The sequence below is a fragment of the Altererythrobacter sp. H2 genome (assembly GCF_035319885.1).
Taxonomy (GTDB): Bacteria; Pseudomonadota; Alphaproteobacteria; order Sphingomonadales; family Sphingomonadaceae; genus 34-65-8.
In genome coordinates, this window is record NZ_CP141285.1 from 3,091,825 (window position 1) to 3,113,255 (window position 21,431).

General features: G+C 62.7%; 22 protein-coding genes, 1 tRNA gene and 1 pseudogene. 15 read left to right on the forward strand and 9 right to left on the reverse strand.

The features are described 5' to 3' along the window. The first annotated feature begins 52 nt into the window (after positions 1-52). Both U4960_RS15320 and U4960_RS15325 read left to right on the forward strand, forming a co-directional pair. Positions 53-1,561 (forward strand): putative bifunctional diguanylate cyclase/phosphodiesterase, encoded by a 1,509-nt coding sequence (locus tag U4960_RS15320; protein WP_324261471.1) that lies wholly within the window; start codon positions 53-55, stop codon positions 1,559-1,561. After that, positions 1,558-2,940, forward strand: coding sequence for a methyl-accepting chemotaxis protein (locus U4960_RS15325; protein ID WP_324261472.1), 1,383 nt, complete (start codon positions 1,558-1,560; stop codon positions 2,938-2,940). Before U4960_RS15320 ends, U4960_RS15325 begins: the two co-directional genes overlap by 4 nt. Positions 2,941-2,969: 29 nt before the next feature. Here the strand turns inward: U4960_RS15325 and U4960_RS15330 are convergent, their stop codons facing one another. From U4960_RS15330 to U4960_RS15340, 3 genes are read right to left on the reverse strand one after another with little or no spacing between them, the layout of a single operon-like run. After that, positions 2,970-3,296 (reverse strand): DUF1971 domain-containing protein, encoded by a 327-nt coding sequence (locus U4960_RS15330; protein WP_324261473.1) that lies wholly within the window; start codon positions 3,294-3,296, stop codon positions 2,970-2,972. Then, entirely contained in the window at positions 3,293-3,745 is a 453-nt protein-coding gene (locus tag U4960_RS15335; protein WP_324261474.1) for a hypothetical protein, read from the reverse strand. Before U4960_RS15335 ends, U4960_RS15330 begins: the two co-directional genes overlap by 4 nt. Beyond that, positions 3,738-4,148 (reverse strand): group III truncated hemoglobin, encoded by a 411-nt coding sequence (locus U4960_RS15340; protein ID WP_324261475.1) that lies wholly within the window; start codon positions 4,146-4,148, stop codon positions 3,738-3,740. The genes U4960_RS15335 and U4960_RS15340 overlap by 8 nt, the downstream gene beginning before the upstream one ends. A gap of 176 nt (positions 4,149-4,324) precedes the next feature. Between U4960_RS15340 and U4960_RS15345 the strand changes: the two genes are divergently transcribed. The 7 genes and pseudogenes from U4960_RS15345 (at position 4,325) to ligD (ending at position 10,175) form a co-directional block, all read left to right on the forward strand. Then, entirely contained in the window at positions 4,325-4,759 is a 435-nt protein-coding gene (locus U4960_RS15345; RefSeq protein ID WP_324261476.1) for an RrF2 family transcriptional regulator, read from the forward strand. 107 nt (positions 4,760-4,866) lie between these two features. Then, the gene (locus U4960_RS15350; RefSeq protein WP_324261477.1) at positions 4,867-5,046 is read left to right on the forward strand and encodes a hypothetical protein; all 180 of its coding nucleotides are present in this window, start codon (positions 4,867-4,869) and stop codon (positions 5,044-5,046) included. 214 nt (positions 5,047-5,260) lie between these two features. Then, a complete protein-coding gene (locus U4960_RS15355; protein ID WP_416379125.1) occupies positions 5,261-6,073 on the forward strand; it encodes a glucose 1-dehydrogenase in 813 nt (270 codons plus the stop codon). A gap of 22 nt (positions 6,074-6,095) precedes the next feature. Beyond that, a pseudogene (locus tag U4960_RS15360) lies at positions 6,096-6,305 on the forward strand (plasmid stabilization protein); the annotation flags it as partial. A 93-nt stretch (positions 6,306-6,398) separates the two neighbouring features. Further along, positions 6,399-7,241, forward strand: a complete 843-nt coding sequence (locus U4960_RS15365; protein ID WP_324261479.1) for a Ku protein — start codon at positions 6,399-6,401, stop codon at positions 7,239-7,241. Beyond that, positions 7,241-7,729: an MgtC/SapB family protein gene (locus U4960_RS15370; protein WP_324261480.1), complete on the forward strand. Its 489-nt coding sequence runs from the start codon at positions 7,241-7,243 to the stop codon at positions 7,727-7,729. Before U4960_RS15365 ends, U4960_RS15370 begins: the two co-directional genes overlap by 1 nt. Beyond that, positions 7,713-10,175: a DNA ligase D gene (ligD, locus tag U4960_RS15375; protein WP_324261481.1), complete on the forward strand. Its 2,463-nt coding sequence runs from the start codon at positions 7,713-7,715 to the stop codon at positions 10,173-10,175. Before U4960_RS15370 ends, ligD begins: the two co-directional genes overlap by 17 nt. A gap of 9 nt (positions 10,176-10,184) precedes the next feature. On the opposite strand, the gene U4960_RS15380 is transcribed toward ligD, so the two are convergent. From U4960_RS15380 to U4960_RS15400, 5 genes are all read right to left on the reverse strand, one after another. Next, positions 10,185-10,703 (reverse strand): CinA family protein, encoded by a 519-nt coding sequence (locus U4960_RS15380; protein ID WP_324261482.1) that lies wholly within the window; start codon positions 10,701-10,703, stop codon positions 10,185-10,187. A gap of 2 nt (positions 10,704-10,705) precedes the next feature. Next, positions 10,706-11,170: a DUF421 domain-containing protein gene (locus U4960_RS15385; protein ID WP_324261483.1), complete on the reverse strand. Its 465-nt coding sequence runs from the start codon at positions 11,168-11,170 to the stop codon at positions 10,706-10,708. Positions 11,171-11,183: 13 nt separating this feature from the next. After that, positions 11,184-11,684, reverse strand: coding sequence for a hypothetical protein (locus tag U4960_RS15390; protein ID WP_324261484.1), 501 nt, complete (start codon positions 11,682-11,684; stop codon positions 11,184-11,186). A 9-nt stretch (positions 11,685-11,693) separates the two neighbouring features. Next, positions 11,694-12,194, reverse strand: a complete 501-nt coding sequence (locus U4960_RS15395) for a hemerythrin domain-containing protein (protein WP_324261485.1) — start codon at positions 12,192-12,194, stop codon at positions 11,694-11,696. A 114-nt stretch (positions 12,195-12,308) separates the two neighbouring features. Continuing rightward, positions 12,309-13,364, reverse strand: coding sequence for a sensor histidine kinase (locus U4960_RS15400; protein WP_324261486.1), 1,056 nt, complete (start codon positions 13,362-13,364; stop codon positions 12,309-12,311). Between the two features lie 196 nt (positions 13,365-13,560). On the opposite strand from U4960_RS15400, the gene U4960_RS15405 reads away from it, so the two are divergent. Beyond that, entirely contained in the window at positions 13,561-15,909 is a 2,349-nt protein-coding gene (locus tag U4960_RS15405; protein ID WP_324261487.1) for a putative bifunctional diguanylate cyclase/phosphodiesterase, read from the forward strand. 161 nt (positions 15,910-16,070) lie between these two features. Then, positions 16,071-17,567 (forward strand): CoA-acylating methylmalonate-semialdehyde dehydrogenase, encoded by a 1,497-nt coding sequence (locus U4960_RS15410; protein ID WP_324261488.1) that lies wholly within the window; start codon positions 16,071-16,073, stop codon positions 17,565-17,567. A gap of 276 nt (positions 17,568-17,843) precedes the next feature. Here U4960_RS15410 and U4960_RS15415 read toward each other — a convergent pair. Beyond that, positions 17,844-17,917 (reverse strand) — tRNA-Gly (locus U4960_RS15415). A 264-nt stretch (positions 17,918-18,181) separates the two neighbouring features. Here U4960_RS15415 and U4960_RS15420 point away from each other — a divergent pair. The 4 genes from U4960_RS15420 to U4960_RS15435 all read left to right on the forward strand — a co-directional run bounded on the left by U4960_RS15420 (position 18,182) and on the right by U4960_RS15435 (position 21,327). Then, complete coding sequence (locus tag U4960_RS15420; RefSeq protein WP_324261489.1) at positions 18,182-18,661, forward strand: hypothetical protein; 480 nt, start codon at positions 18,182-18,184, stop codon at positions 18,659-18,661. Beyond that, complete coding sequence (locus U4960_RS15425; RefSeq protein WP_324261490.1) at positions 18,658-19,047, forward strand: RidA family protein; 390 nt, start codon at positions 18,658-18,660, stop codon at positions 19,045-19,047. Before U4960_RS15420 ends, U4960_RS15425 begins: the two co-directional genes overlap by 4 nt. Beyond that, positions 19,044-20,189 (forward strand): acyl-CoA dehydrogenase family protein, encoded by a 1,146-nt coding sequence (locus tag U4960_RS15430; RefSeq protein ID WP_324261491.1) that lies wholly within the window; start codon positions 19,044-19,046, stop codon positions 20,187-20,189. The genes U4960_RS15425 and U4960_RS15430 overlap by 4 nt, the downstream gene beginning before the upstream one ends. Before the next feature lie 91 nt (positions 20,190-20,280). Next, entirely contained in the window at positions 20,281-21,327 is a 1,047-nt protein-coding gene (locus U4960_RS15435; RefSeq protein WP_324261492.1) for an enoyl-CoA hydratase/isomerase family protein, read from the forward strand. Positions 21,328-21,431: the final 104 nt, after the last annotated feature.

Sequence of the window (21,431 nt, forward strand, 5' to 3'; positions counted from 1 at the left end):
TAGTCGCAGCAAGGTAGCACAGAGGCACGCCGCACCACGCGAGGGATGACAATTGGCCACCATTCAGGACGAAAACAGTCTGGGTACGCGCGCATGGGTTCATGCGCCGTTCCTGGTACTGACCGTGCTGTTCGCGACCGCGTGCGGCCTGGCCCTGCTGGGGGACCGGCTGGATCCCGCACTCGGTCAGTGGATCCTGTTCGTCACCATCCTGATCTATGTGCCAACCGCCATCATCCTCGGGCGCATCAATCTCGACTACATTGACCGTCTGGAAGGCTTCGGCCTGACAGACAGCCTGTGCGGCCTGCCGAATCGCCGTGCCCTGCACGCCCGAGTACGCCGGGAACGGGAGGATGGCGGTGAAGTCGCTGTGGCTCTGATCGACCTCGACGATTTCAAGATGCTCAACGATCTTTACGGCCACAGCGTCGGCGACACCATGATCAAGCTGCTCGCCGGGAAGCTGCGCGAGGTATGCGGAATTCATGCCACAGCTTTCCGCCTGGGCGGCGACGAGTTCGCGATCACCGTATGCGGCCCAGTGGCCGGCACGGTGCTGGAAGGCATCTGCCGGACATTCCTTGATCGCCTCGGTCACCCCCTGGCAGTGGACGACCGTCGCATTGCCATCGGTGCCAGCATCGGCCTGGCCCGCTCGGCAGGTGCAGAGAACCTCCCTTCATCCGAGCTGCTGCGCCGGGCCGATATCTCGATGTATGTCTCCAAGCGCAGCGGAAAGATGCGCTGCAGCTGGTACCAGCCCGATTTCGACCGCAGCCTCGAGGCGATGCGCGATCTGGACCACCAGTTGCGCACAGCCCTGCTGAATGACGAGTTCCAGGTGCATTATCAGCCGCTGGTCGATGCCTGCAGCGGCGAGGTAGTAGCGGTCGAATCGCTGATCCGCTGGGTCCGGCCAGACGGCACTGCAATCGGGCCCAACGTGTTCATTCCGGTGGCCGAGGAGTCCGGGCTGATCAACGCAATCGGGCTGTGGGTCCTGCGGCGGGCTTGCACCGATGCCCTTGGCTGGAACGGCATCAAGATGTCGGTCAATGTCTCGGCAGCGCAGCTGCGGAACTTCGAGTTCCCGGTCGAGCTTGGCAATATTCTTGAAGAAACGGGCTTCCCGGCCGAGCGGCTCGAACTGGAAATCACCGAGACTTCGCTGGTGCTCGACCCCGTCGTGGCAGAGCGCAGCCTGGCGCTCATCCGAAGTTTCGGCGTCAATGTGTCGCTTGACGATTTCGGCACCGGCTATGCCTCGATCGGCTTCCTGCGCCGGTTCCGGTTCGACAAGCTGAAGCTCGACCGGTCACTGGTGGTGGATTCGGCGGCCGACGAAAGCAGCCGGGCCATGATGCTGTCCAGCATCTCGATGGCGCGGGCGCTGCACATGAACGTGGCAGCCGAGGGCGTCGAGACTGAAGCCCAGGCCCAGATGGTCCGCAGCGCGGGATGCGACCAGATCCAGGGATGGCTCTACTTCAAGGCCATGCCAGCTGACCAGATTGCCCAGCATCTCGCACCGCCCCAGATGAAACGGAGTGAAGCATGAACGCGCATACCAACGTTCTGACCGATGCCATGGCGTCGGAAATCGCCGCCATCGAGACCGCTGCCGACGGCCTGGCAGAGGAACGCTCTGCAGTCGGGCGGGCAACGCGCTGGTTCAATGACCAGCCGTTTTCCGCCAAGTTCCGGCTTACCGTCGGCATCAGCGCGGGCACCACGTTTGCCCTGCTGCTGATCGGTGCAGCAGGCATGTGGCAAGCCAGCAATGCCGCCGACATCGACGAAGCGCGGGCCGTGTTGTGGAACACCAGCCTGTTCGCCCTTGGTCTGGTGGCGTTCGTCTCGCTGGCAGGGTTCGGCTGGTATGTGCGTTTGCGCGACCACACCTCAGGGGCGCTCGGCAAGCTGGCCAGCGACATGACCCGCCTTGCCAGTGGCGAGCGCGACATCGCTGTAACCGGGCTCGACCGGCAGGATGAAATCGGGGAGATGGCGCGGGCGCTCAATGTGTTCCACAAGTCGGGCTTCAAGCTGGACGAGTTGTTCGCGGAGCGCGAACGGGCGCGGGCGGAACGCAAGCGGATCCTGGCGCAACTGTCCGAACAGTTCAGCCACACGGTCGGCGAAGTGGTCGCCAGCGTTGCAGCCGCATCGAGCCAGCTCAAGACCACAGCCAAGTCGATGGCCGATGCCGCAGAGTCCGCTTCGCACCAGGCCGGGCGCGTAGCCGGTGCAATGCATGAAGCGTCTGGCGGCGCCACGGCAGCGGCTGCCGCAAGCGACGAGTTTGCCATGTCGATCGGGGAAATAAGCCGTCAGGCAGCGACCTCAGCCGAGCTTGCCCGCAGGGCATCGGATTCGGCCGACGAGGCAGATGCGACGATCTCGCGCCTGTCCTCGGCAGCGGTCGAAGTCAGCCAGGTGGTCGAACTGATTCAGACCATCGCCCGGCGCACCAACCTCCTCGCGCTCAACGCCTCGATCGAGGCCGCTCGCGGCGGCGAGGCCGGCCGGGGATTCGCAGTCGTAGCGTCGGAAGTGAAGGAACTGGCCGCGCAGACCAGCCGGGCGACGGAAGATGTCGCGGCCCAGATCCGCTCGATGCAGAACTCGACCGACGCCAGCGTTGCGGCGCTGCGCAATGTCAGCCAGCAGATCGAACAGCTCGAGGCCACCGCGATCTCGATTGCCTCTGCGGTGGACCAGCAATCCGTCGCCGGACAGGACCTGGCCCGGAGCATCGATCTGGCCGCGCGCAGCAGCGACCAAGTGCTTGGCGATGTCGAAGGCGTCCGCGAGACAGCCCTGGCGACCGGCGCAGCAGCTGCACAGGTTCTGTCATCCGCCAGCGACCTCGAACGCCAGTCGACCACCCTGCGCGACCACGTTGACCGGTTCCTGTCCAAGGTTCGAGAAGGCTAGCGCGCACCGGACCGCATCGCGGTGGCGCGTCAGGCCGGGACTGACAGGAAGTCGATTGCGATAAGGAAATCCTGATCCTTCGGTTCGAGGTGGTGGGGCACCAGAGGCGGGACGGTAATCGCCTGACCTCGCTCAAGGACGGACCCTGCGCCGTCGTTCCCGGCATCGTCCCACAGGAATGCGACCGCGCCCGAAAGGACCGTCACCTGTGCCCAGGTACCATCCTTGAGACTATGTTCGCGGAGCAGCCCCTTGGGCAGACTGCCCCGGTCAAACGGGCCAATGCGGCGGTAGACTTCCGCCTCAGGTGGCAGGCTGAACCGGGAATGCGAGCCTGCGTCATGCTGCACGCTCATCCCTGCACCGAGAGAATTATTGCGGACACGGCGAGCCCGAACAGGGCAACGGCCACGGGGACGACCAGGATCTGGCCATAGACAGCCTTGCGGTCCATCGGCCCGAAGTGGGTCATGAGAACGCCATTTCGATCCAGCGGAGACGGTGCGCTGGCCGGGTTTTGGGCCATCAGCACGCGGCTGGCCGCGAAGAACACGACGACGTAGACCAGCGATATCACGATGGCGAACAAGGCCCGGCCGTTCGAGCCAAGGGCAATGGTGAGGGCACCCAGAAACACGCCGTAGCATCCGATCATGATGCCCCATATGCGGGCCGGCAGCTCAAACCCACGCGCTTCAGGCTGGGCCGCCTCGGGCACCGGTGGAGCGACTGACACCTCCGGCAAAAGCTCGGCAAGCCTATCGGCAAGGTCAAATTCGCGGCTGTGGTTGGCATGATCAAACATGGGGCAGGCTCCTTTTCTCGAGGGCTCCGGTGACGCCGCCCCGGTGAACGGCGATCCCGGTCATCAGGCTGTCGGCGATCATGCGTGCGCGCTCCCCGACCAGAGGGGCAGCCCGGGGGTCTGCCTCCAGTGCGCGCAGGTTGCCGTAAAACAGCTCCAGCCAGCGGCTGAAGTGGATCTCGGCTAGCCCGGGAATGGCAATGTGCCGGGCCATCGGGCTGCCGGAAAATTCGCCGCTGTTGTGCAGGATCGAGCGCCAGAATTGCTTCATCCGGGCCAGGTGGTGGGGCCAGTCAGTAATCCGGGCCTCAAAGATCGGGCCAAGCAGGGCGTCGCCGCGGACCTCCGTGTAGAACCCTTCGACCATGGCATCGATAAATTGTTCGTTGATGCCGAGACGCAAAGCCTCGTCACGCTTTGCCTGCCTTGCGCGCGCTACGCCTAGGCTTGCAGGGCGGGGGCTTCGGGGAGCGGGGGCTTTGCGGAGCACGGGGGTCATCGGGACGACTCATATAGCGGTATCTGGAATACCTGTTTACCGCCCTTGCCGCGTAAATCAATATCTCATATACCTGTTTAATGCAGTTCAGCCTGAAAACCGATTACGCCTTGCGGATGCTGATGGCGCTGGCGGCCACCGACGCGATCCTGTCGGTCGACTGGATGGCGGAACATTACGGAATTTCGCGCAACCATCTCGCCAAGGTCGCCCAGCAACTGAACAGTGCGGGCTATGTGACCACTACCCGCGGGCGAAGCGGCGGGATGCGCCTTTCGCGCCCCGCGCCCGATATCAACGTGGGCAGGCTCGTTCGGGATTTTGAGCGCCTCGATGGTTTCGTGGGATGCATGGGGGCCGACGGCCGCTGCACAATCAACGGGGTCTGCGGCCTCAAGCCTGCACTTGCAGGCGCGCTGGAAGCCTTTCTGGCGCATCTGGATGGCTTCTCCCTGGCCGATATCGCCTCGCAACGATCATCCATCTGGCAGCGTCTGGAAGATTCAGCGGCCTGACACACCGGCCTGCCGCGACAAGGGGTCAAGCCGTCGCTCTGGCGGAACCATCACCTGCTTCATGCGTAAGTTCTGTACCTCCCCCAGAGGTAGAAAGAGAGGATGTCATGAACAATCAGAACAACCACAACAATCCGAGCAATCCCGGAAGCAACCAGCAGGGCGAGCGTAACCGCCAGCCCAACGAAGGTGGCCAGAATCCGGGCCAGCGCGAGCAGCAGCAGGATCGCAGCAAGCAGTCGAACGAAAGCGACGGCCGGCAGAGCGATGAGCAGCGCAACCGCTGATCGGATATGCAGAGAGAGGAGGCCGCCCTGGGCGGCCTCTTCCTTTTTCAACGCCAGTCGTCCTTAGCGAACGACCGACAAGTATGGGTGAGACTTTCGGCAAGGTCGAAGCAGTCCGACTGCCTCCCCACTGAGTGCGCCTGGCACAGGAGAGTTTCCCGTGACCAACCGGCAGAGACAGCCGCAGCCGCCCTTCCCGGACCAGCAGCAGGAGATGCCGGGCGAGACCAGCAAGATGGATCCGGCCCCGGACCATGGCGAACAAAGCTATCGGGGGCACGGGCGTTTAGAAGGCAAGACAGCCGTAATCACCGGCGGTGACAGCGGTATAGGCCGCGCAGTCGCCATCGCCTTTGCCCGTGAAGGCGCTGATCTGGTCATTTCCTATCTGTCCGAAGACAAGGACGCGCAGGAAACGGCCAGATGGGTGGAAAAGGCGGGGCAGAAATGCACGCTCGTACCGGGAGACATCGGCGATCCTGCCCACTGCCGGGCGATTATCGACCAGGCCGTTTCCACCACTGGGAAGATCGACGTGCTGGTCAACAATGCCGCCCACCAGATGACGTTTGAAAGCCTGCAGGATATCGACAATCAGGAGTGGGAAAAGACCTTCGCGGTCAACATCCACGCCATGTTCTACCTCGCCAAGGCTGCCCTGCCGCACATGAGCGCTGGCGGGTCGATCATCAACACGACCTCGATCAACGCCGACGATCCCAATCCGACCCTGCTGGCCTATGCCACCACCAAGGGCGCCATCCAGAACTTCACCGCCGGGTTGGCGCAACTGCTCGCCGAGAAGAAGATCCGCGTGAACTGCGTTGCGCCCGGACCGGTGTGGACCCCGCTGATTCCGGCCACGATGCCACCTGAGGAGGTTGCGGAGTTCGGCAAGGACTATCCGCTCGGACGGCCCGCCCAGCCGGCCGAACTGGCCCCCGCCTACGTGCTGCTCGCAAGCGATGAGGCCAGTTACATTTCCGGCGCGACAATCGCGGTGACAGGCGGGAAGCCACTCATTTGACCGGTCAACTAAGGAGGCAATGATGCCGCAAGGCGACAAGTCGAGCTATACCGACAAGCAGAAGCGCAAGGCGCAGCACATCGAGGAAGGGTACGAGGAGCGCGGCGTGAGCCACGACGAGGCCGAGCGCCGCGCGTGGGCAACGGTTAACAAGGACTCCGGCGGCGGCAACAAGTCCGGTTCCGGCCGGGGCAAACCCGATACCAATGCCAGCGCACGCAAGGGCGGCAAGAGCCACTGACAGGGCCGTAACGTGATCCTGAAGGAACCGTTGCCCCTGCGCGGCGGTTATCCTCCTGACAACGATACCTTACGGAGGCGGACAATGGCAGCGCGCGCTTACTGGCAGGGCCATATGAGGCTCGCCCTGGTGAGTTTCCCCGTTGAAATCTATTCTGCCATCCAGACCGGCGCAAAATTGCGATTCAACCAGATCCACGAACCCAGCGGCAAACGCATTGCCTACGAGAAGGTCGTGCCCGGCGTCGGCCCGGTCGACCGGGAGGAGATCATCCGCGGTTTCGAAGTTTCCAAGGGCAACTACGTCCTGCTGGAGGACGAGGAAATTGAAGGGGTCAAAGTTGAGAGCAAGCGGACGCTCGAACTGGTCCAGTTCGTTGATATCGGCGACATTGACCCGCTGTACTTCGACAAACCCTATTACGTTGTCCCGCAGGACGAACTGGCGGAAGAGGCGTTCATCGTCCTGCGCGAAGCACTCCGCAAAAGCCGCAAGGCGGCGCTCGGCCAGTTGTCGGTCAGGGGCGCCGAGAAACTCGTCGCCATCAAGCCCTGCGGCAAGGGCATGTTGCTCGAGACGCTCCGCTATGCCGACGAAGTGCGGCAGGGGCAGTCGTTCTTTGACGACATCGACGATGCCCGGCCCAAAAAAGACTTGCTGGAACTGGCCAGCACGCTGATCGAACAGCGCAGCGCGCCGTTCGATGCCAGCGAGTTCAAGGACCGGTACACTGACGCATTACGCCGGCTGATCGACAAGAAGAACAAGTCGAAGAGCAAGAAGGCCATCATCGAAGATGCGGGAGACGCAGGGACAGGCCGCTCCGGCAATGTCATAGACCTTATGGCAGCGCTCAAAAAATCCGTTTCGGAAGCGGATGCAAAGCCCGATGCCAAGCCAGCGGGCAGAAAGCGCAAGGCTTCCTGATGGAGCTCAATCCCCCCGTTCTTGCCCACTGGTTCGACCTCGACCTGCTCTCCCGGCTGGGCATCGCTGCGACGTTGGGCTTGCTGCTGGGGCTGGATCGCGAATTGCGCGGGCATGCCGCCGGAATGCGGACGCATGGCCTGATCTGCTTTTCCGCCGCAGCGATGACTGTCTCGATTCTGGGCCTGTGGCACACGCTCGACGCGGTCCGCGCCGATCCCCTTCGCATCTATGAAGCAACCGGTGCCTTCATCGGCATAATCGGTGCAGGCCTGATCGTGTTCAGCAAGGGGCAGGTGCACAACCTCACCACGGCTGCCCACCTCTGGCTCGCGGGGGTGGTCGGGATTGCCTGCGGCGCCGGGCAGTGGCCGCTGGTGGCAATTGCCGCATTGGTCGGGTTTCTGATGCTGACCGTGCTTCGCCTGGTCGAGGCCCGGTTCGTCCGTCGTTTCCGCACAGGATCGGACGATGCCGCAGAAGGCTGACCCCCTCTCCCTGTATAATGCCAAGCGCGATTTCGCGCGGACGGCCGAGCCGCCTGGAAAGGCCGCGCAAGGCAGCAGCGGCAACCTGTTCATCGTGCAGAAGCACGACGCCACCCGGCTGCACTGGGATCTCCGGCTGGAAGTGGACGGCGTCCTCAAGAGCTGGGCCGTGACCAAGGGACCCTCGCCCGACCCTTCGGTCAAGCGCCTCGCAGTGAGGACCGAGGACCATCCCATGAGCTATGCCGAGTTCGAAGGGGTCATCCCGGCCGGGGAATATGGCGGCGGCACGGTGATGCTGTGGGATCGGGGCACATGGAGCCCGGTCGAGGGAAAGAGCAGCAAGGACCTCGACAAGGGCCATCTCCACTTCTCCCTCGACGGGGAGCGGATGAAGGGTGACTGGTTGCTGATCCGGCTGAAGCAGAAGCCGGGTGAGAAGCGCGAAAACTGGCTCCTGCGCAAGCTAGAGGATGCACAGGCTGCCGAGGGCGACATTCTGGTCGAGCGCGAATTGACCAGCATCGCCACCGGGCGATCGATGGCCGAAATTGCGGCGGGGAAACCAGCTGCCACCACAAAGCCGCCCGTTCGCAGGGCAAAGGCTGGGAAAGCCGGCCAGCTGCCGGCTTTCCGCGGCCCGCAACTCGCCACGCTGGTGGACAGTGTTCCTGCCGGAAACGGCTGGATGCACGAGATCAAGTTCGACGGCTATCGGGCGCTCGTTGCCGTGAACGGTGCGCGGGTGAAAATCTTCACCCGATCAGGGCAGGACTGGACCGAGAAGTTCGCTCCCCTCGTCAAGCAGATCGCCACTCTCGACCTTCCCCCTGCATTGATCGACGGCGAGATTGTGGCGAGCGATGCCGCAGGAAATCCCGATTTCTCCACCCTGCAGAGCGTGCTCAAGCGCGGGCATGGGTCGCAATCGGAAGCCGACAAGCTCGGATTCCATGCGTTCGATGTGCTCGAGATCTCGGGCGAGGATCTGACCCGATTGCCCAATATCGAACGCAAGGAACGGCTCGAGGCGTTGCTTAGCGCTGCCGTGCCGCCGGTCGGCGTGGCTGACCATGTGATCGGCGCGGGCGAGGCATTGCTTCGCTCCATGTGCGATGCGGGCCAGGAGGGGATAATCTCCAAGCGGATTGACGGAACCTACCGTTCAAAAAGGTCGCGGGACTGGGTCAAGGTCAAGTGCACCCGCAGGCAGGAATTCATCATCGTCGGCTGGAAGCCGTCACGTGCCAAAGGTCGCCCGTTCGCTTCTCTTCTGCTCGCCCAGCATGAAAGGGGCGAACTGGTGTACAAGGGCAATGTCGGCACAGGTTTCGGCGCGGCCGATCTTGAAGAGCTTTCCGGCGCACTGAAGCGGCTGGAGCGCAAAACGCCGCCTGTTCCTGTCGACAAGGTGGCGGCACGCGGTGTCCACTGGGTTAGTCCGCAACTGGTGGCGGAAATCGCTTTTGCGGAGTTCACCGCTACAGGCAGCGTGCGCCACGGCAGTTATCTGGGTCTGCGCAGCGACAAGAAAGCAAAGGACGTGAAGCCCGAGAAACCGGTGTCCGTTTCCTCAGCCGAACCTGAACTTGTTGCGATCTCGAATCGCGAGCGGGTCATTTTCCCCGATAGCGGCCAGACCAAGGGCGATCTGGCGGACTACTATCTGGCAATTGCGCCGATCATGCTGCCTTTTGCCGCCAGCCGCCCGCTCAGTCTGGTGCGCTGTCCGCAGGGTCGGGCCTGGAAGTGCTTCTTCCAGAAACACGACAGCGGCGGGCTCGGCCCGTCCGTTCACAGTGTCCCCATTCTGGAGAAAGACGGAGAAACAGCTGACTACATCTGCATCAGCGATGCGGCAGGATTGCTGCAATGCGTGCAGATGGGCACGATCGAATTCCACGGATGGTGTGCCCGCAGCGATGCCGTCGAGCGGCCGGAGCGCCTGATCTTCGACCTCGACCCCGACACCGGTCTCGATTTCGCCGACGTGAAGCAGGCAGCGCGCGACATCCACGACCGGCTGGCGGATATCGGGTTGACCAGTTTTGCCATGCTCTCGGGCGGGAAAGGGGTGCATATCATCGCGCCGCTTTCGCCCGGTCATACATGGGACGCGCACAAGGATTTCGCCCGCAGGTTCGCTGAAGCGCTGAGCCTGGCCGAGCCTGACCAGTTCACCGCGACCATGAGCAAGGCCAAACGCAAAGGCCGCATTTTCATCGACTGGCTGCGCAACCAGCGCGGCAGCACCGCTGTGCTGCCATACTCGGCCCGCGCGCGGATCGGGGCGCCCGTCGCCGCCCCTGTCACCTGGAACGAACTGGCAGGCATTGAACGGGCGAACGCCTTTTCCATTGCAGACCGCGCCGCTCTGCTCGCCCGCGCGCAAGCCAAGTCTCTGGCCGGATGGGGATTCGCGGAGCAGGCCTTGCCTGATCTCTGATCCGCCCCCTCAGCGGGAATGAACGGCTGCCAGCAGCAGGTCCAGGCCTTCTTCGAGGGCCCGGGCGCGCACCCCGTCCCGCCCGATTGCGCCATAATGGGCCTCGTGGTGCCTGGTCGGCGCCCCATCAACGGCTACGGCAAAATGGACCAGCCCCTCTTCATCGCAATCGCCACCCGGACCGGCAAAACCTGTGACTGACAGAGCGATGGACGCCGCCGACCTCGCCACTGCGCTCTCCGCCATGGCGATGGCGACTGACCGGCTGACAGCGCCATCCCGGTCCAGCAGGCCGCGCGAAACACCCAGAAGCTGCACCTTGGCATCGTCCGAATAGACCACGAAGCCACATTCAAAGCGGTGGCTGAGTCCCTGAAGATCGGTAAGCAGGGTTGAGAGCAGCCCGCCCGTGCAGCTCTCCGCAGTGGCAATGCTGTGATCCCCGGCATCAGCGCATTCCAGCAGCTTGCGGGCCAGATCCCGCGCTTGCGGTGAAAGCAGGGTGTCGAAGCTCGTCGGCTGGTCCATTCTCAGTTCGCGGCTCCTTCCTGCTGCGGCCGCGGAATGACCGTTATGCCGCTGTCAGTTTCCAGCACGGCATGCTTGATCTGCTCGACAAACTCGATGCCGTGCTGGGCACGAGCCGCCACCATGATGTCGTCGAGGCTCATGCGGGTTTTCCGCAAGGCACGCTGGTCGATTGTGCAGTCGTGGATCAGAAAAGTCGGACGGCCTTGCAGCACCTTGCCGAACAGGGGGAACCAGCCGGTGAGGTAGGACAAGGCAATATCCATCAGGAACAAGGTCACGATCAGCACCACCGCGTTGGTGATCGAGAAGTCATCGCCGAGCAGGGCCTGCTGGGTCGTCTCTGCAACGATCAGCAACAGGACGAAGTCGAACGGTGTCGCCTCATCCATGGTCCTGCGGCCCGACACCCGGATGATGACAAGCAGGACCAGGTAAATCGCCATCCCGCGAACTACGCTCTCCATCACGGTTCCCCGTTCATGGCAGCACCGTCACGGAACTGGGTTTTGAACGCGCTCCGTCGATTGCAAACGCTCCCAGCGATTGCCGCCGCCATGGCTTCGATGCCCTCACCTGGAAATCAATCGATGTGCGTCGCGGCCGCCCCTCGCGGGCAAAGCTGAATACAACTCCGTCTGCGGTGGTCTTTACCTCGGTGGGTTGGGGATGCACCGATTCCACGGCGAAGATCTGCCCGAACTCACTTGGCACGGTGACTCTTATAGTTTCCGCAGGATCGTTGACTTGTACGCTCATGCTGTCTGCCGCCGCCCAGCGCGTCACCGCGGGCAGTTCGATCCTGCCCGTGTCCGTTCGGAGGACCTGCGAGGAAAAGGGTCCGCCGCTCCCTGAGAACCCCAAGAGCGCGGCGACGAACAATCCCAGCATGGCCACCCAGCCGACGCGGACCGCGACCCAGATTTTCTCCTGGAACGCACGGTCTGCGCCGGCATCAAGCCCGGTCGGGTTGCGGACCATGGCCGCAGATCACGAAGCCGTGCGCATTTCCGCAGGCGGCAAGCCCTGCTGTTCCGCCATGCGCATCAGTTCTTCCTTTCGGGCCAGCATCTGCTCGCCCAGAGCCTCCAGATCTATGTCGGCCGCGCGCGCCTGCTGGAACATGTTGTCGCGCTGCTTTTCCTCTTCCTTGACGTGATGCTCGATCTGCTCCTGCAGCACGGTCACCTTGGCGTCGTAGAACTCCTCGTCAGGGCTGCCTGCTGCGATCTCGTTGATCAGCAGTTTGGCGCCATCATGCTCAACGTAGGCTTCCTTGAGCAGGTCTTCGTCGATCTTACCGTCAAGCGCGGGGTAGAATATCTCTTCTTCGATGATCGAGTGGATCTTCAGCTCGTTGCAGATCTGGTTGGCGATCTCAGCCTTCTTGCGCTGTCCCGAAGCGCTTTCGAACTGTGAGAACAGCTCCTCCACCTTGCGATGGTCTTCGGTCAGAATATGCGTGGCGTCTTTGCTACCGTTGGGCTTCATTTCCGGTCTCCTCTGCCAGACAATCGTCTGGCAGGAGATAACCGTTCCGGCTGGCAACAGACGGCGGGCACGAAGCGTTTCAGGCTTGCGACCGACCGAAGGCGCCGTGTCAGATCATGCGGGAACGGTGATGCGGAAGATCGCGCCCGGGCCCGCACTGGCCACGGCCACTGTGCCATCCAGGCGCGCGGTCAGCCCGCGAATGATGCGGCTGCCGATCCCGGTCCGCTCCGTCTTGCCGAGTTCCCCCGGAAACCCGACCCCATCATCGGCAATTTCAAGCACGATGCTGTCGTTGCTTTTGCGGACGGCAATTCCGATCCGCCCGCCGTGCCGCCCCACAAACGCATATTTCATGGCGTTCACCAGGATTTCGCTGACTACAAGTGCCAGCGGAACTGCCCGGTCGAGGGTCAGATCGATGCCCGGCTCGACATCGGTCGACAGGGTGACGGTCCGTTCACCCTCGTGGCTCATGACGATGTCGTTGGCGAGGCCGGTCAGGTAGGCGGAAAAGTCGATCCGGTTATGCTGGCTGGTGGCGTAGAGGTTGTGATGGATCTTGGCGATGACTTCGACCCGGCTCTGCGCCTCACCCAGGTCCGCCGCCAGGCGCTCGTCGTCAGCCTGCCCGGCCTGCATCTGGAGGAGGGAGATGACCGTCTGCAGGCTGTTCTTCACCCGGTGGTTGACCTCGTGCAGCAGCATGTCCTTCACGCGGAGCGCATCTTCCAGCAGTTCCGCATTGCGCCGCAAGGCCTCGGCCATTTCGTGGCGCGCGGTTACATCACGGATCGCCGCGAAAAAGACTTTGCCAGAGCCATTCGTCACCAGTTGCAGGCGCACCTCCACCCTGTAGTCAGTGCCATCCTTGCGGCGGTGGATCGTCTCGAAATCGAGCACCTGCGCCGTTCCATCATGCAACGGACGGATCATGTCGCGAAACTGTGCTTCGGATACCTCCGGCTTGATATCCCAGGGCGTCATCGCCTCCAGTTCAACCATCGAATAGCCCAGGTTCTCCCGCGCTCCGCGATTGACCAGCAGGAAGCGGCAGTCTTCGGCCGAGAACAGATATATCTCTGACGCCGCATCCTCGACAATCAGCCCCAGCTCTGCGCTGTCGAACTGGCTGCCAAGCCCTACGCCGGCTACACCCGATTGCTTCATGATTATCCGATCGTAACGGGTGGGCGGGTGACGTTTATGCTATCATATCAATAGCATCGAAAGCAGCAGTGCAGAATATGTATATCTGCATAGCTTGCGCCGGCCGAGGGGCAACTTCCGATATTATCGGCCACCTTTCTATAGGCTGAATGCCAGCTCACAAGCCGGATAAGCGCGCCCGCCGACTGCAGGCCGATTGGAGGCGGTTCGCCCAGGCGGCATCGATTGCGGAAAACTACTAGACGGTGCGCAACGCAATCTTCCGGGCGTCAGGCCTAACGGGAAATTCAGCAAGGCCTCCATGACAGGGAACAAACACTCAATGTCGTTCATGCCAAATGCAGACACTTTCCGGATTGCCACACTGCACGCGTTGAAGCTGCTCGACTCGCCGCGCAGCGAAACATTCGACCGGATCACGACCCTCTGCTCCGAGATGTTCGAATGCCGTTTCGCCTTTCTCTCTCTCATCGATGAAAAGCGTCAGTGGTTCATGTCGGCGGTCGGCAGCGAACTGAAGGAAACGCCCCGCCAGGATGCGTTCTGCAATCTCACCATCAGGCAGAGTGCCTGCCTGATTATCGAGGACGCGCAGCAGGACGCCCGCTTCTCCTCCAACCCGTTGGTGACGGGGCCACCCTTCCTTCGTGCGTACATGGGCTTCCCCGTGTTCGGACCGGAAGGTACAGCACTGGGGGCGCTGTGCGTCGCGCATGATGCACCGAGGCAATTCAGCCTTGAAGATCAGCGTCAGCTCGAGCGTCTGGCTCACGTCATCGAAGACCTGATCGCAGCACATGTGCAGACCAGCACAGTTACCCAGCTCAACGACCAGATGCTGAGTGAAAGCCTGGCCCTGCGCAAGAGCAACCAGTTGCTTCAGCAGGCGGAGCGGGTTGGCAAGATCGGCTCATTCGAGATCGACCTTCAAAGCGGCGAGCTGGTATTTTCCGACCATCTCTATGACCTTTCCGGAATCTGCGCGGGCGATCCGCTGGATACGCGGCGGGCGCTGGCGCTCTACGACCAGTCGGACCACCCCCGCATCAAGACAGCGCTGCAGAACGCAGCTGCAACAGGGGAATCGTTCGATTACCAAAGCGACCTCATCGTGGCGGGAGGCGCGGTAAAGCGCGTCCGTTGCGTCGGCGAGAGACTGGCGTGCGAGCAAAACGGCAAGTCCCGCCTTGTCGGCGTGGTGCAGGACATAACCGAAGCGCATCATGCGCACCTCGCCATGAAGCGGGCCGCTGACTACGACAGCCTGACCTGCCTGTTCAACCGAAGCGCATTCGACCGGAATCTGCAGGACCGGATAAGGGCGCACAAGCAGTGCAACCAGGCACTCTGGCTGGTGCTGTTCGACCTCGACGGATTCAAGGACATCAACGATTACTGCGGTCACCTGATCGGAGATGTGGTGCTCGAAGAGATGAGCGCAAGGCTGCAGAAGAGTGTCCCGCCTGACGCAGTCCTCGCTCGCTGGGGAGGTGACGAATTCGCCCTGCTCCCGCCGCTTGGCTCAAGTCAGACAGATATCGAGCAGATCGTGGAGAGTGCTCTGGCGACGATCCAGACGATCGTCGCTGTGGCCGATCACAAGCTGCAACTGAGTGCCACCTGCGGCATCGCCCAGTTCGAGGACGGAATGGGCACGAAGGAACTGCTTCGGCGCGCCGACCTCGCCCTCTACGATGGCAAGAAGAGGGGCCGAAGCTCGTTCCACTTCTACCAGCGGTCGCTCGAGAAGGATAACGTCGCCCGGGTTTCCGCTCTGAGACAGGTCCGGTCGGCGATCGAGGAAGCCCGGCTGTTCGCCGCCTATCAGCCGATCATTGACCTGGATGATGAGTCGGTCGTGGGGATGGAGGCGCTGATGCGGATCGATACCCGCGCGGGCAACAAGCTGACCGCCACCCAGGTTCTGCCGGCCTTGCTGGACCCGGTCGTGGCCCGGGAAATCACTGAAAGGATGCTGCACTTCGTCTGCACCGATTTCACGCGTCTGCGCGAGGCATGCCCACAGCTTGGCACGATCAGCCTTAACGTTACCGAGAACGACCTTCTCAGCCGGAATTTCGCGCACAGGTTTCTCGATACGCTCAGAGGTGCCTGCATCGATCCGCGTGGAATCACGCTGGAAATTACCGAAACCATGCTGCTCGTGAACGATTCCGATACGGTCCGGCGGGTGCTCCAGACCGTGGCCAAGGAAGGGGTCAATATCGCGCTCGACGACTTCGGCACCGGATTCTCGTCGCTGTCACACCTGCGCGACTTTCCGATCAGCCAGGTGAAGATCGACAAGACCTTCATCCAGTCGATGAACCGGGATCGCCAGGCCCGGACGATCGTGGGGGCGCTGATCGCGATGGCCAACAAGATGGATATCGAGGTGGTGGCGGAGGGGATCGAAACACCCGAACAGCTGGACATGGTCTCGAGGATGGGTTGCAGGCTGGGCCAGGGGTATCTGTTCAGCCCCGCGCTGGATGCCAGCAACCTGTGCATGGCAGGGTTTCGCAACCAGAGAAAGCGTGCCTGACAAAGCCTGATCGCCCAGGCTGGCCAGATGATCCCTCGCCTTTTGTGCAGGTGCTGCGCCGAACCTTCCCGCCTATCGCACAGCTCCTATTGTCCCGCAGCACTTGCGTGCGGGATGGGCGCGGTTAGAGACAGCGCAAAGCTTAGAGGCAGGAGATTTCAATGCGCCAGGTCGATCATTTCATCGTCGGGGGAGCAGGCGGCACCGCCGCGCGCACGCACCAGATCTGGAACCCTTCGACGGGTGAAGTCCAGGCGCAGGTGGCGTTGGGCGATGCGGCGGTGCTGCAGCGCGCGGTGGATGCGGCGAAGCAGGTCCAGCCCGCATGGGCCGCGACCAACCCGCAGAAGCGCGCCCGGGTGATGTTCGAGTTCAAGCGACTGGTCGAGGCAAACAAGCAAGCCCTGGCCGAACTGCTGGCCAGCGAGCACGGCAAGGTGGTCGAGGACGCCCACGGCGATATCCAGCGCGGGCTTGAGGTGATCGAATATGCCTGCGGTATACCGGAAGCCCTGAAGGGCGAATATACCCCTGGAGCCGGGCCCGGCATCGACGTATATTCGCTGCGGGTGCCGCTCGGCATTGGCGCGGGCATTACCCCGTTCAACTTCCCGGCGATGATCCCGATGTGGATGTTCGGCATGGCCATCGCAGCGGGCAATGCCTTCATCCTCAAGCCAAGCGAGCGCGATCCGAGCGTGCCCGTGCGCCTTGCCGAACTGATGCTGGAAGCCGGCGCGCCCGAAGGCGTGCTGCAGGTGGTCCACGGCGACAAGGAAATGGTCGATGCTATCCTCGACCATCCCGACATTGCCGGGATCAGCTTCGTCGGCTCGAGCGATGTTGCACAGTATATCTATGGCCGCGGCACCGCGGGCGGCAAGCGGGTGCAGGCCTTCGGCGGGGCCAAGAACCACGGCATCGTGTTGCCGGATGCCGATCTCGATCAGGTGGTGAACGATCTCGCCGGTGCGGCCTTCGGCTCTGCGGGCGAACGCTGCATGGCGCTGCCGGTGGTGGTACCAGTGGGTGAGGACACGGCCGAACGCCTCAAGGAAAAGCTGATTCCGGCGATCCACGCGCTGCGGGTCGGCGTGTCGAACGATCCCGAAGCCCACTATGGCCCGGTCGTCACCCCAGAGCACAAGGCGCGGGTTGAGCAGTGGATTTCCACCGCCGAAGCCGAGGGCGGCGAGATCGTGATCGACGGGCGCGGCTTTACCCTGCAGGGTCACGAAAAGGGCTTCTTTATCGGCCCGACCCTGATCGACCATGTCACCCCGCAGATGACCAGCTATCAGGAAGAAATCTTCGGCCCGGTCCTGCAGATCGTCCGCGCCAGGGATTTCGAGGAGGCGCTGCGCCTGCCGAGCGAGCACCAGTATGGCAATGGTGTCGCCATCTTCACCCGCAACGGCCACGCTGCGCGCGAATTCGCAGCGCGGGTCAATGTCGGCATGGTCGGCATCAACGTGCCGATCCCGGTGCCAGTCGCCTATCACAGCTTCGGCGGGTGGAAGCGCTCCGGCTTTGGCGACACCGATCAGTACGGAATGGAAGGCCTGCGGTTCTGGACCCGGCTCAAGAAGGTCACCCAGCGCTGGCCCGATGGCGGCGGAGACGGTAGCAACGCCTTCATCATCCCGACGATGGGGTGAGCCCACTCCGCCGACGCCCCTTGCAGCGCCGCACACGGGTCAGCGCAAGTCGATAGCCACGTCGTCCTGCATCCACCGAAAACGCACGGCCAGATTCGCAGACGATTTCGGTCACGTTCGGGCGGAGTGCCCTCAGCTTCACCACCTCGTGGGCGGTGAAACTGACGCGGGTCCACGACCATGTCGTCCAGGCCGCCCCTCTGGGGTGACAGAGGCCTGAATTGAAAAGAAAGGGCGCAATCGCCACGACGGTCAGGGAAAGGTCTCGAAGACTGGTGGAGCGGGTGAAGGGAATCGAACCCTCGTCGTAAGCTTGGGAAGCTTCTGCTCTACCATTGAGCTACACCCGCGCGCCAGTCGGCTGCCGACGGAGCGTCGATTGCCGTATGCCATGGCAGCGGTCAAGCATCGATGCCGGGTTTTTGGCGTTTCCTGTGCCGGTGGCAAGATTTCAGCTGGACCATGCATCGAATGCGCCTCGCCGGGGGCAGCCCCCCCCCCCTAGCGCGGGAACGCTCGGTCGCGCCGCCGCTTTCACCTTTGTGGATCACCCGGTCAATGGCAACATGCCTGTTCGAACAACAGGTCGCGAAGTCGACGGAGGCGACGGAGAAATGACAAAACCCAATTGGAACCAGACGCGACCTGCCATTCTGGCAGTGCTCGTCATGAGTACTGTTGCCTGCGGCGGTGAGCCTGCGGAGGAAGACAAGTCGCTGCCGCCAGCTCCCCTCTCGCAAGCTTCACCCGCCACACCCCCAACCAACCCAGATGCCGGCTCACCAGCTGCACCCATTCCGGAGACACTGATCGGGGTGTGGGACTACGAACACGGCACGTGCGATCCGGCCTCCGACATGCGTCTGGCCATCAGCCAGGACCGGTTCGAGTTCTACGAATCGGTCGGCCAGGTTGAGTCAGTGCGCAAGGAGGGGGATGCCACTGTGGTCGATCTGGCAATGGAGGGCGAAGGCGAGACGTGGGAGCAGTCGGTTCGCCTTCTGCTCAGGGACGATGGCCAGCGCCTGCACATCACGGAAGCCGATGCTGCGGCCGACGTGGATGAATATCCCCGGAAACAGTGCGCCGGATGACCAGGCGATATGTCAGTTCGGGCTCACCGTATGAGGCGCAGTTTGGCTTCTCCCGGGCGGTCCGCGTCGGAAACCGGATTATCGTGGCGGGCACTGGCCCGATCGAGGATGACGGATCGACCACGCCCGGCTCTTCCAGCGCGCAGGCTGATCGGTGCTGCGCCCTGATCGTCCGCGCTATTGAACAACTGGGCGGAACCGCCGATGATGTGGTGCGCACCCGCATGTTCCTGACGCGGATCGAGGAGCAGGAGGCCGTGGGCGCAGTCCACGCACGCTGGTTCGGAAAGGCTCGCCCCGCCGCCACCATGGTCGGCGTGGCCAGTCTGTGCCGACCGGAATGGATAGTGGAAATCGAAGCTGAAGCCATTATTGGGGCCGCATGACCGGACAGTTTCAGCTTAACGACGACCAGCTCGCCATCCAGGAGGTGGCACAGCGGTTCACCGCCGACAATATCACGCCCTTCGCCGCCGAATGGGACGAGCAGCACCACTTTCCGCGCGACGTGATCAAGCGCAGCGCCGAGCTTGGCTTCGGCGCAATCTACGTCAGCGAGGAATCGGGCGGGATCGGCCTTGGCCGGCTGGAAGCGGCGCTGATCATGGAAGCGATGGCCTATGGCTGCCCGTCCACCAGCGCGTTCATCTCGATCCACAACATGGCAGCCTGGATGATCGACCAATTCGCCGGAGATGACGTCAAGGCGCGCTACCTGCCCGACCTCGTCAGCATGGACAAGATTGCCAGCTATGCCCTGACTGAACCAGGCAGCGGTTCTGATGCTGCCGCGCTCAGGACCAGCGCAAAGCTGGATGGGGACCATTACGTTCTCAACGGCACCAAACAGTTCATTTCAGGCGGCGGGGTCAACGATGTCTACGTGACCATGGTCCGCACCAGCGACGACAAGTCCAAAGGCATTACCTGCCTGGTGATCGACCGGGACACCCCGGGGCTGAGTTTCGGTACGCCAGAAAGAAAACTCGGCTGGAATGCCAACCCCACAGCACAAGTGATCTTCGAGGATGCCCGCGTGCCGGCTGCCAATCGGATCGGCGACGAGGGCGAGGGTTTCCGTTTTGCGATGATGGGGCTGGACGGCGGGCGGCTCAATATCGGTGCCTGCTCGCTTGGCGGCGCGCAACGCTGCCTCGATGAGGCAATCAGGTATACCAAGGAGCGCCAGCAGTTCGGCCAGCCCGTGGCCGACTTCCAGAACACGCAGTTCATGCTGGCCGACATGGCAACGGAACTGGAGGCGGCCCGCGCCCTGCTCTATCTCGCCGCCGCCAAGGTGACCGACAACGCGCCCGACAAAAGCCGCTTCTCCGCCATGGCCAAGCGGCTGGCGACCGACAGTGGCAGCAACGTGGTCAACAACGCGCTGCAGCTGTTCGGCGGCTACGGCTATTTGAAAGACTACCCGATCGAGCGCTTCTGGCGCGACCTGCGCGTGCATTCGATCCTGGAAGGGACCAACCAGGTGATGCGGATGATCGTCGGAAGGGACCTGCTGCGCCAATGATGCAGAGCGCCCGCAATCCGTCCGTGTCGAGCGAAATCGAGACACGATTTGCCCCGCTTCTCGACTTCGCCCGATGCGAACGGAGGTTTGCATGACTGACCAAATGATGATCCGCCGCGAAGGCTGTGTCGGCCTGCTCTCCCTCAACCGGCCCAAGGCAATCCATGCGCTGACGCTGGAGATGTGCCACGCGATGAGCGCCGCGCTGACCGAATGGACCGGTGACGATGCGGTGAAGGCCGTGATCCTCGACCATTCGGAAGGACGAGGCTTTTGCGCCGGGGGCGACATAGCCTTCCTGCGCAATTCCGCACTCAACGATGGCGGGGTGTCGGGCCGCAAGTTCTTCCACGACGAATACCAGCTCAACCACCAGATGTTCACCTATGCCAAGCCGATCGTGGCCTTCATGGACGGCATCACGATGGGCGGCGGTGTGGGGATCAGCCAGCCGGCCAAATACCGGGTGGCTACCGAGAACACCCGCTTCGCCATGCCCGAAACCGGCATCGGCCTGTTTCCCGATGTTGGCGGCGGCTGGCACCTCTCGCGCCTGCAGGGGCGGATGGGGCAATTTCTCGCGCTGACCGGCGCGCGGCTGGACGGCGCGGAATGCCTCTGGGCTGGCCTTGCCACGCATTATCTGCCGAGCGACGCGCTGGCGGAAGCGAAGGAACGGATCGCCCACGGTCATGAACCGGGCGGCGTGCTGTCCGCGCTGGCCGTTACTCCGCCCCCGGCCCGGATCGAAGGCAATGCGGCAGCGATTGCGAAGCACTTTGCCTCCGACCGCTACGAAGACATTCTCGCCAGCCTCGAGCTGGATGATACCGAGTGGGCGGCCAAGGAACTGGCCACCTTGCGCACCAAGAGCCCGCAGACTTGCAAGGTCGCGTTGCGCCAACTGGCCGAGAGTGCCGCCCTGACTGACTTTGCCGACAACATGCGGATGGAATACCGCATCGCTGCCCGCGTGCTGGTGCGCCCCGATTTTGCCGAAGGTGTGCGCGCGGTGATCGTCGACAAGGACAATGCGCCCAGGTGGAATCCTGCCACGCCCGAGGAAGTAAGCGAGGAATTGCTCGACGCGATTTTCGCTCCGCTGCCCGAAGGCGAGGAATGGATGCCGCTCGGCTGAGACTATTGCGGGTTGCCCCCTTCGTCATTGCGAGCGAAGCGAAGCAATCCAGAGCGGAGCGCGAAACGGCTCTGGATTGCCGCGTCGGTTTGCTCCTCGCAATG

Coding starts and splice junctions, on each gene's coding strand:
- U4960_RS15420 (WP_324261489.1), top strand. CDS start 18,182: ATGACAAAACCCAATTGGAACCAGACGCGACCTGCCATTCTGGCAGTG.
- U4960_RS15435 (WP_324261492.1), top strand. CDS start 20,281: ATGACTGACCAAATGATGATCCGCCGCGAAGGCTGTGTCGGCCTGCTC.
- U4960_RS15355 (WP_416379125.1), top strand. CDS start 5,261: ATGCCGGGCGAGACCAGCAAGATGGATCCGGCCCCGGACCATGGCGAA.
- U4960_RS15430 (WP_324261491.1), top strand. CDS start 19,044: ATGACCGGACAGTTTCAGCTTAACGACGACCAGCTCGCCATCCAGGAG.
- U4960_RS15325 (WP_324261472.1), top strand. CDS start 1,558: ATGAACGCGCATACCAACGTTCTGACCGATGCCATGGCGTCGGAAATC.
- U4960_RS15400 (WP_324261486.1), bottom strand. CDS start 13,364: ATGAAGCAATCGGGTGTAGCCGGCGTAGGGCTTGGCAGCCAGTTCGAC.
- U4960_RS15335 (WP_324261474.1), bottom strand. CDS start 3,745: ATGTTTGATCATGCCAACCACAGCCGCGAATTTGACCTTGCCGATAGG.
- U4960_RS15350 (WP_324261477.1), top strand. CDS start 4,867: ATGAACAATCAGAACAACCACAACAATCCGAGCAATCCCGGAAGCAAC.
- U4960_RS15345 (WP_324261476.1), top strand. CDS start 4,325: ATGCAGTTCAGCCTGAAAACCGATTACGCCTTGCGGATGCTGATGGCG.
- U4960_RS15365 (WP_324261479.1), top strand. CDS start 6,399: ATGGCAGCGCGCGCTTACTGGCAGGGCCATATGAGGCTCGCCCTGGTG.
- U4960_RS15330 (WP_324261473.1), bottom strand. CDS start 3,296: ATGAGCGTGCAGCATGACGCAGGCTCGCATTCCCGGTTCAGCCTGCCA.
- U4960_RS15390 (WP_324261484.1), bottom strand. CDS start 11,684: ATGGTCCGCAACCCGACCGGGCTTGATGCCGGCGCAGACCGTGCGTTC.
- U4960_RS15370 (WP_324261480.1), top strand. CDS start 7,241: ATGGAGCTCAATCCCCCCGTTCTTGCCCACTGGTTCGACCTCGACCTG.
- U4960_RS15380 (WP_324261482.1), bottom strand. CDS start 10,703: ATGGACCAGCCGACGAGCTTCGACACCCTGCTTTCACCGCAAGCGCGG.
- U4960_RS15395 (WP_324261485.1), bottom strand. CDS start 12,194: ATGAAGCCCAACGGTAGCAAAGACGCCACGCATATTCTGACCGAAGAC.
- U4960_RS15410 (WP_324261488.1), top strand. CDS start 16,071: ATGCGCCAGGTCGATCATTTCATCGTCGGGGGAGCAGGCGGCACCGCC.
- U4960_RS15425 (WP_324261490.1), top strand. CDS start 18,658: ATGACCAGGCGATATGTCAGTTCGGGCTCACCGTATGAGGCGCAGTTT.
- U4960_RS15385 (WP_324261483.1), bottom strand. CDS start 11,170: ATGGAGAGCGTAGTTCGCGGGATGGCGATTTACCTGGTCCTGCTTGTC.
- ligD (WP_324261481.1), top strand. CDS start 7,713: ATGCCGCAGAAGGCTGACCCCCTCTCCCTGTATAATGCCAAGCGCGAT.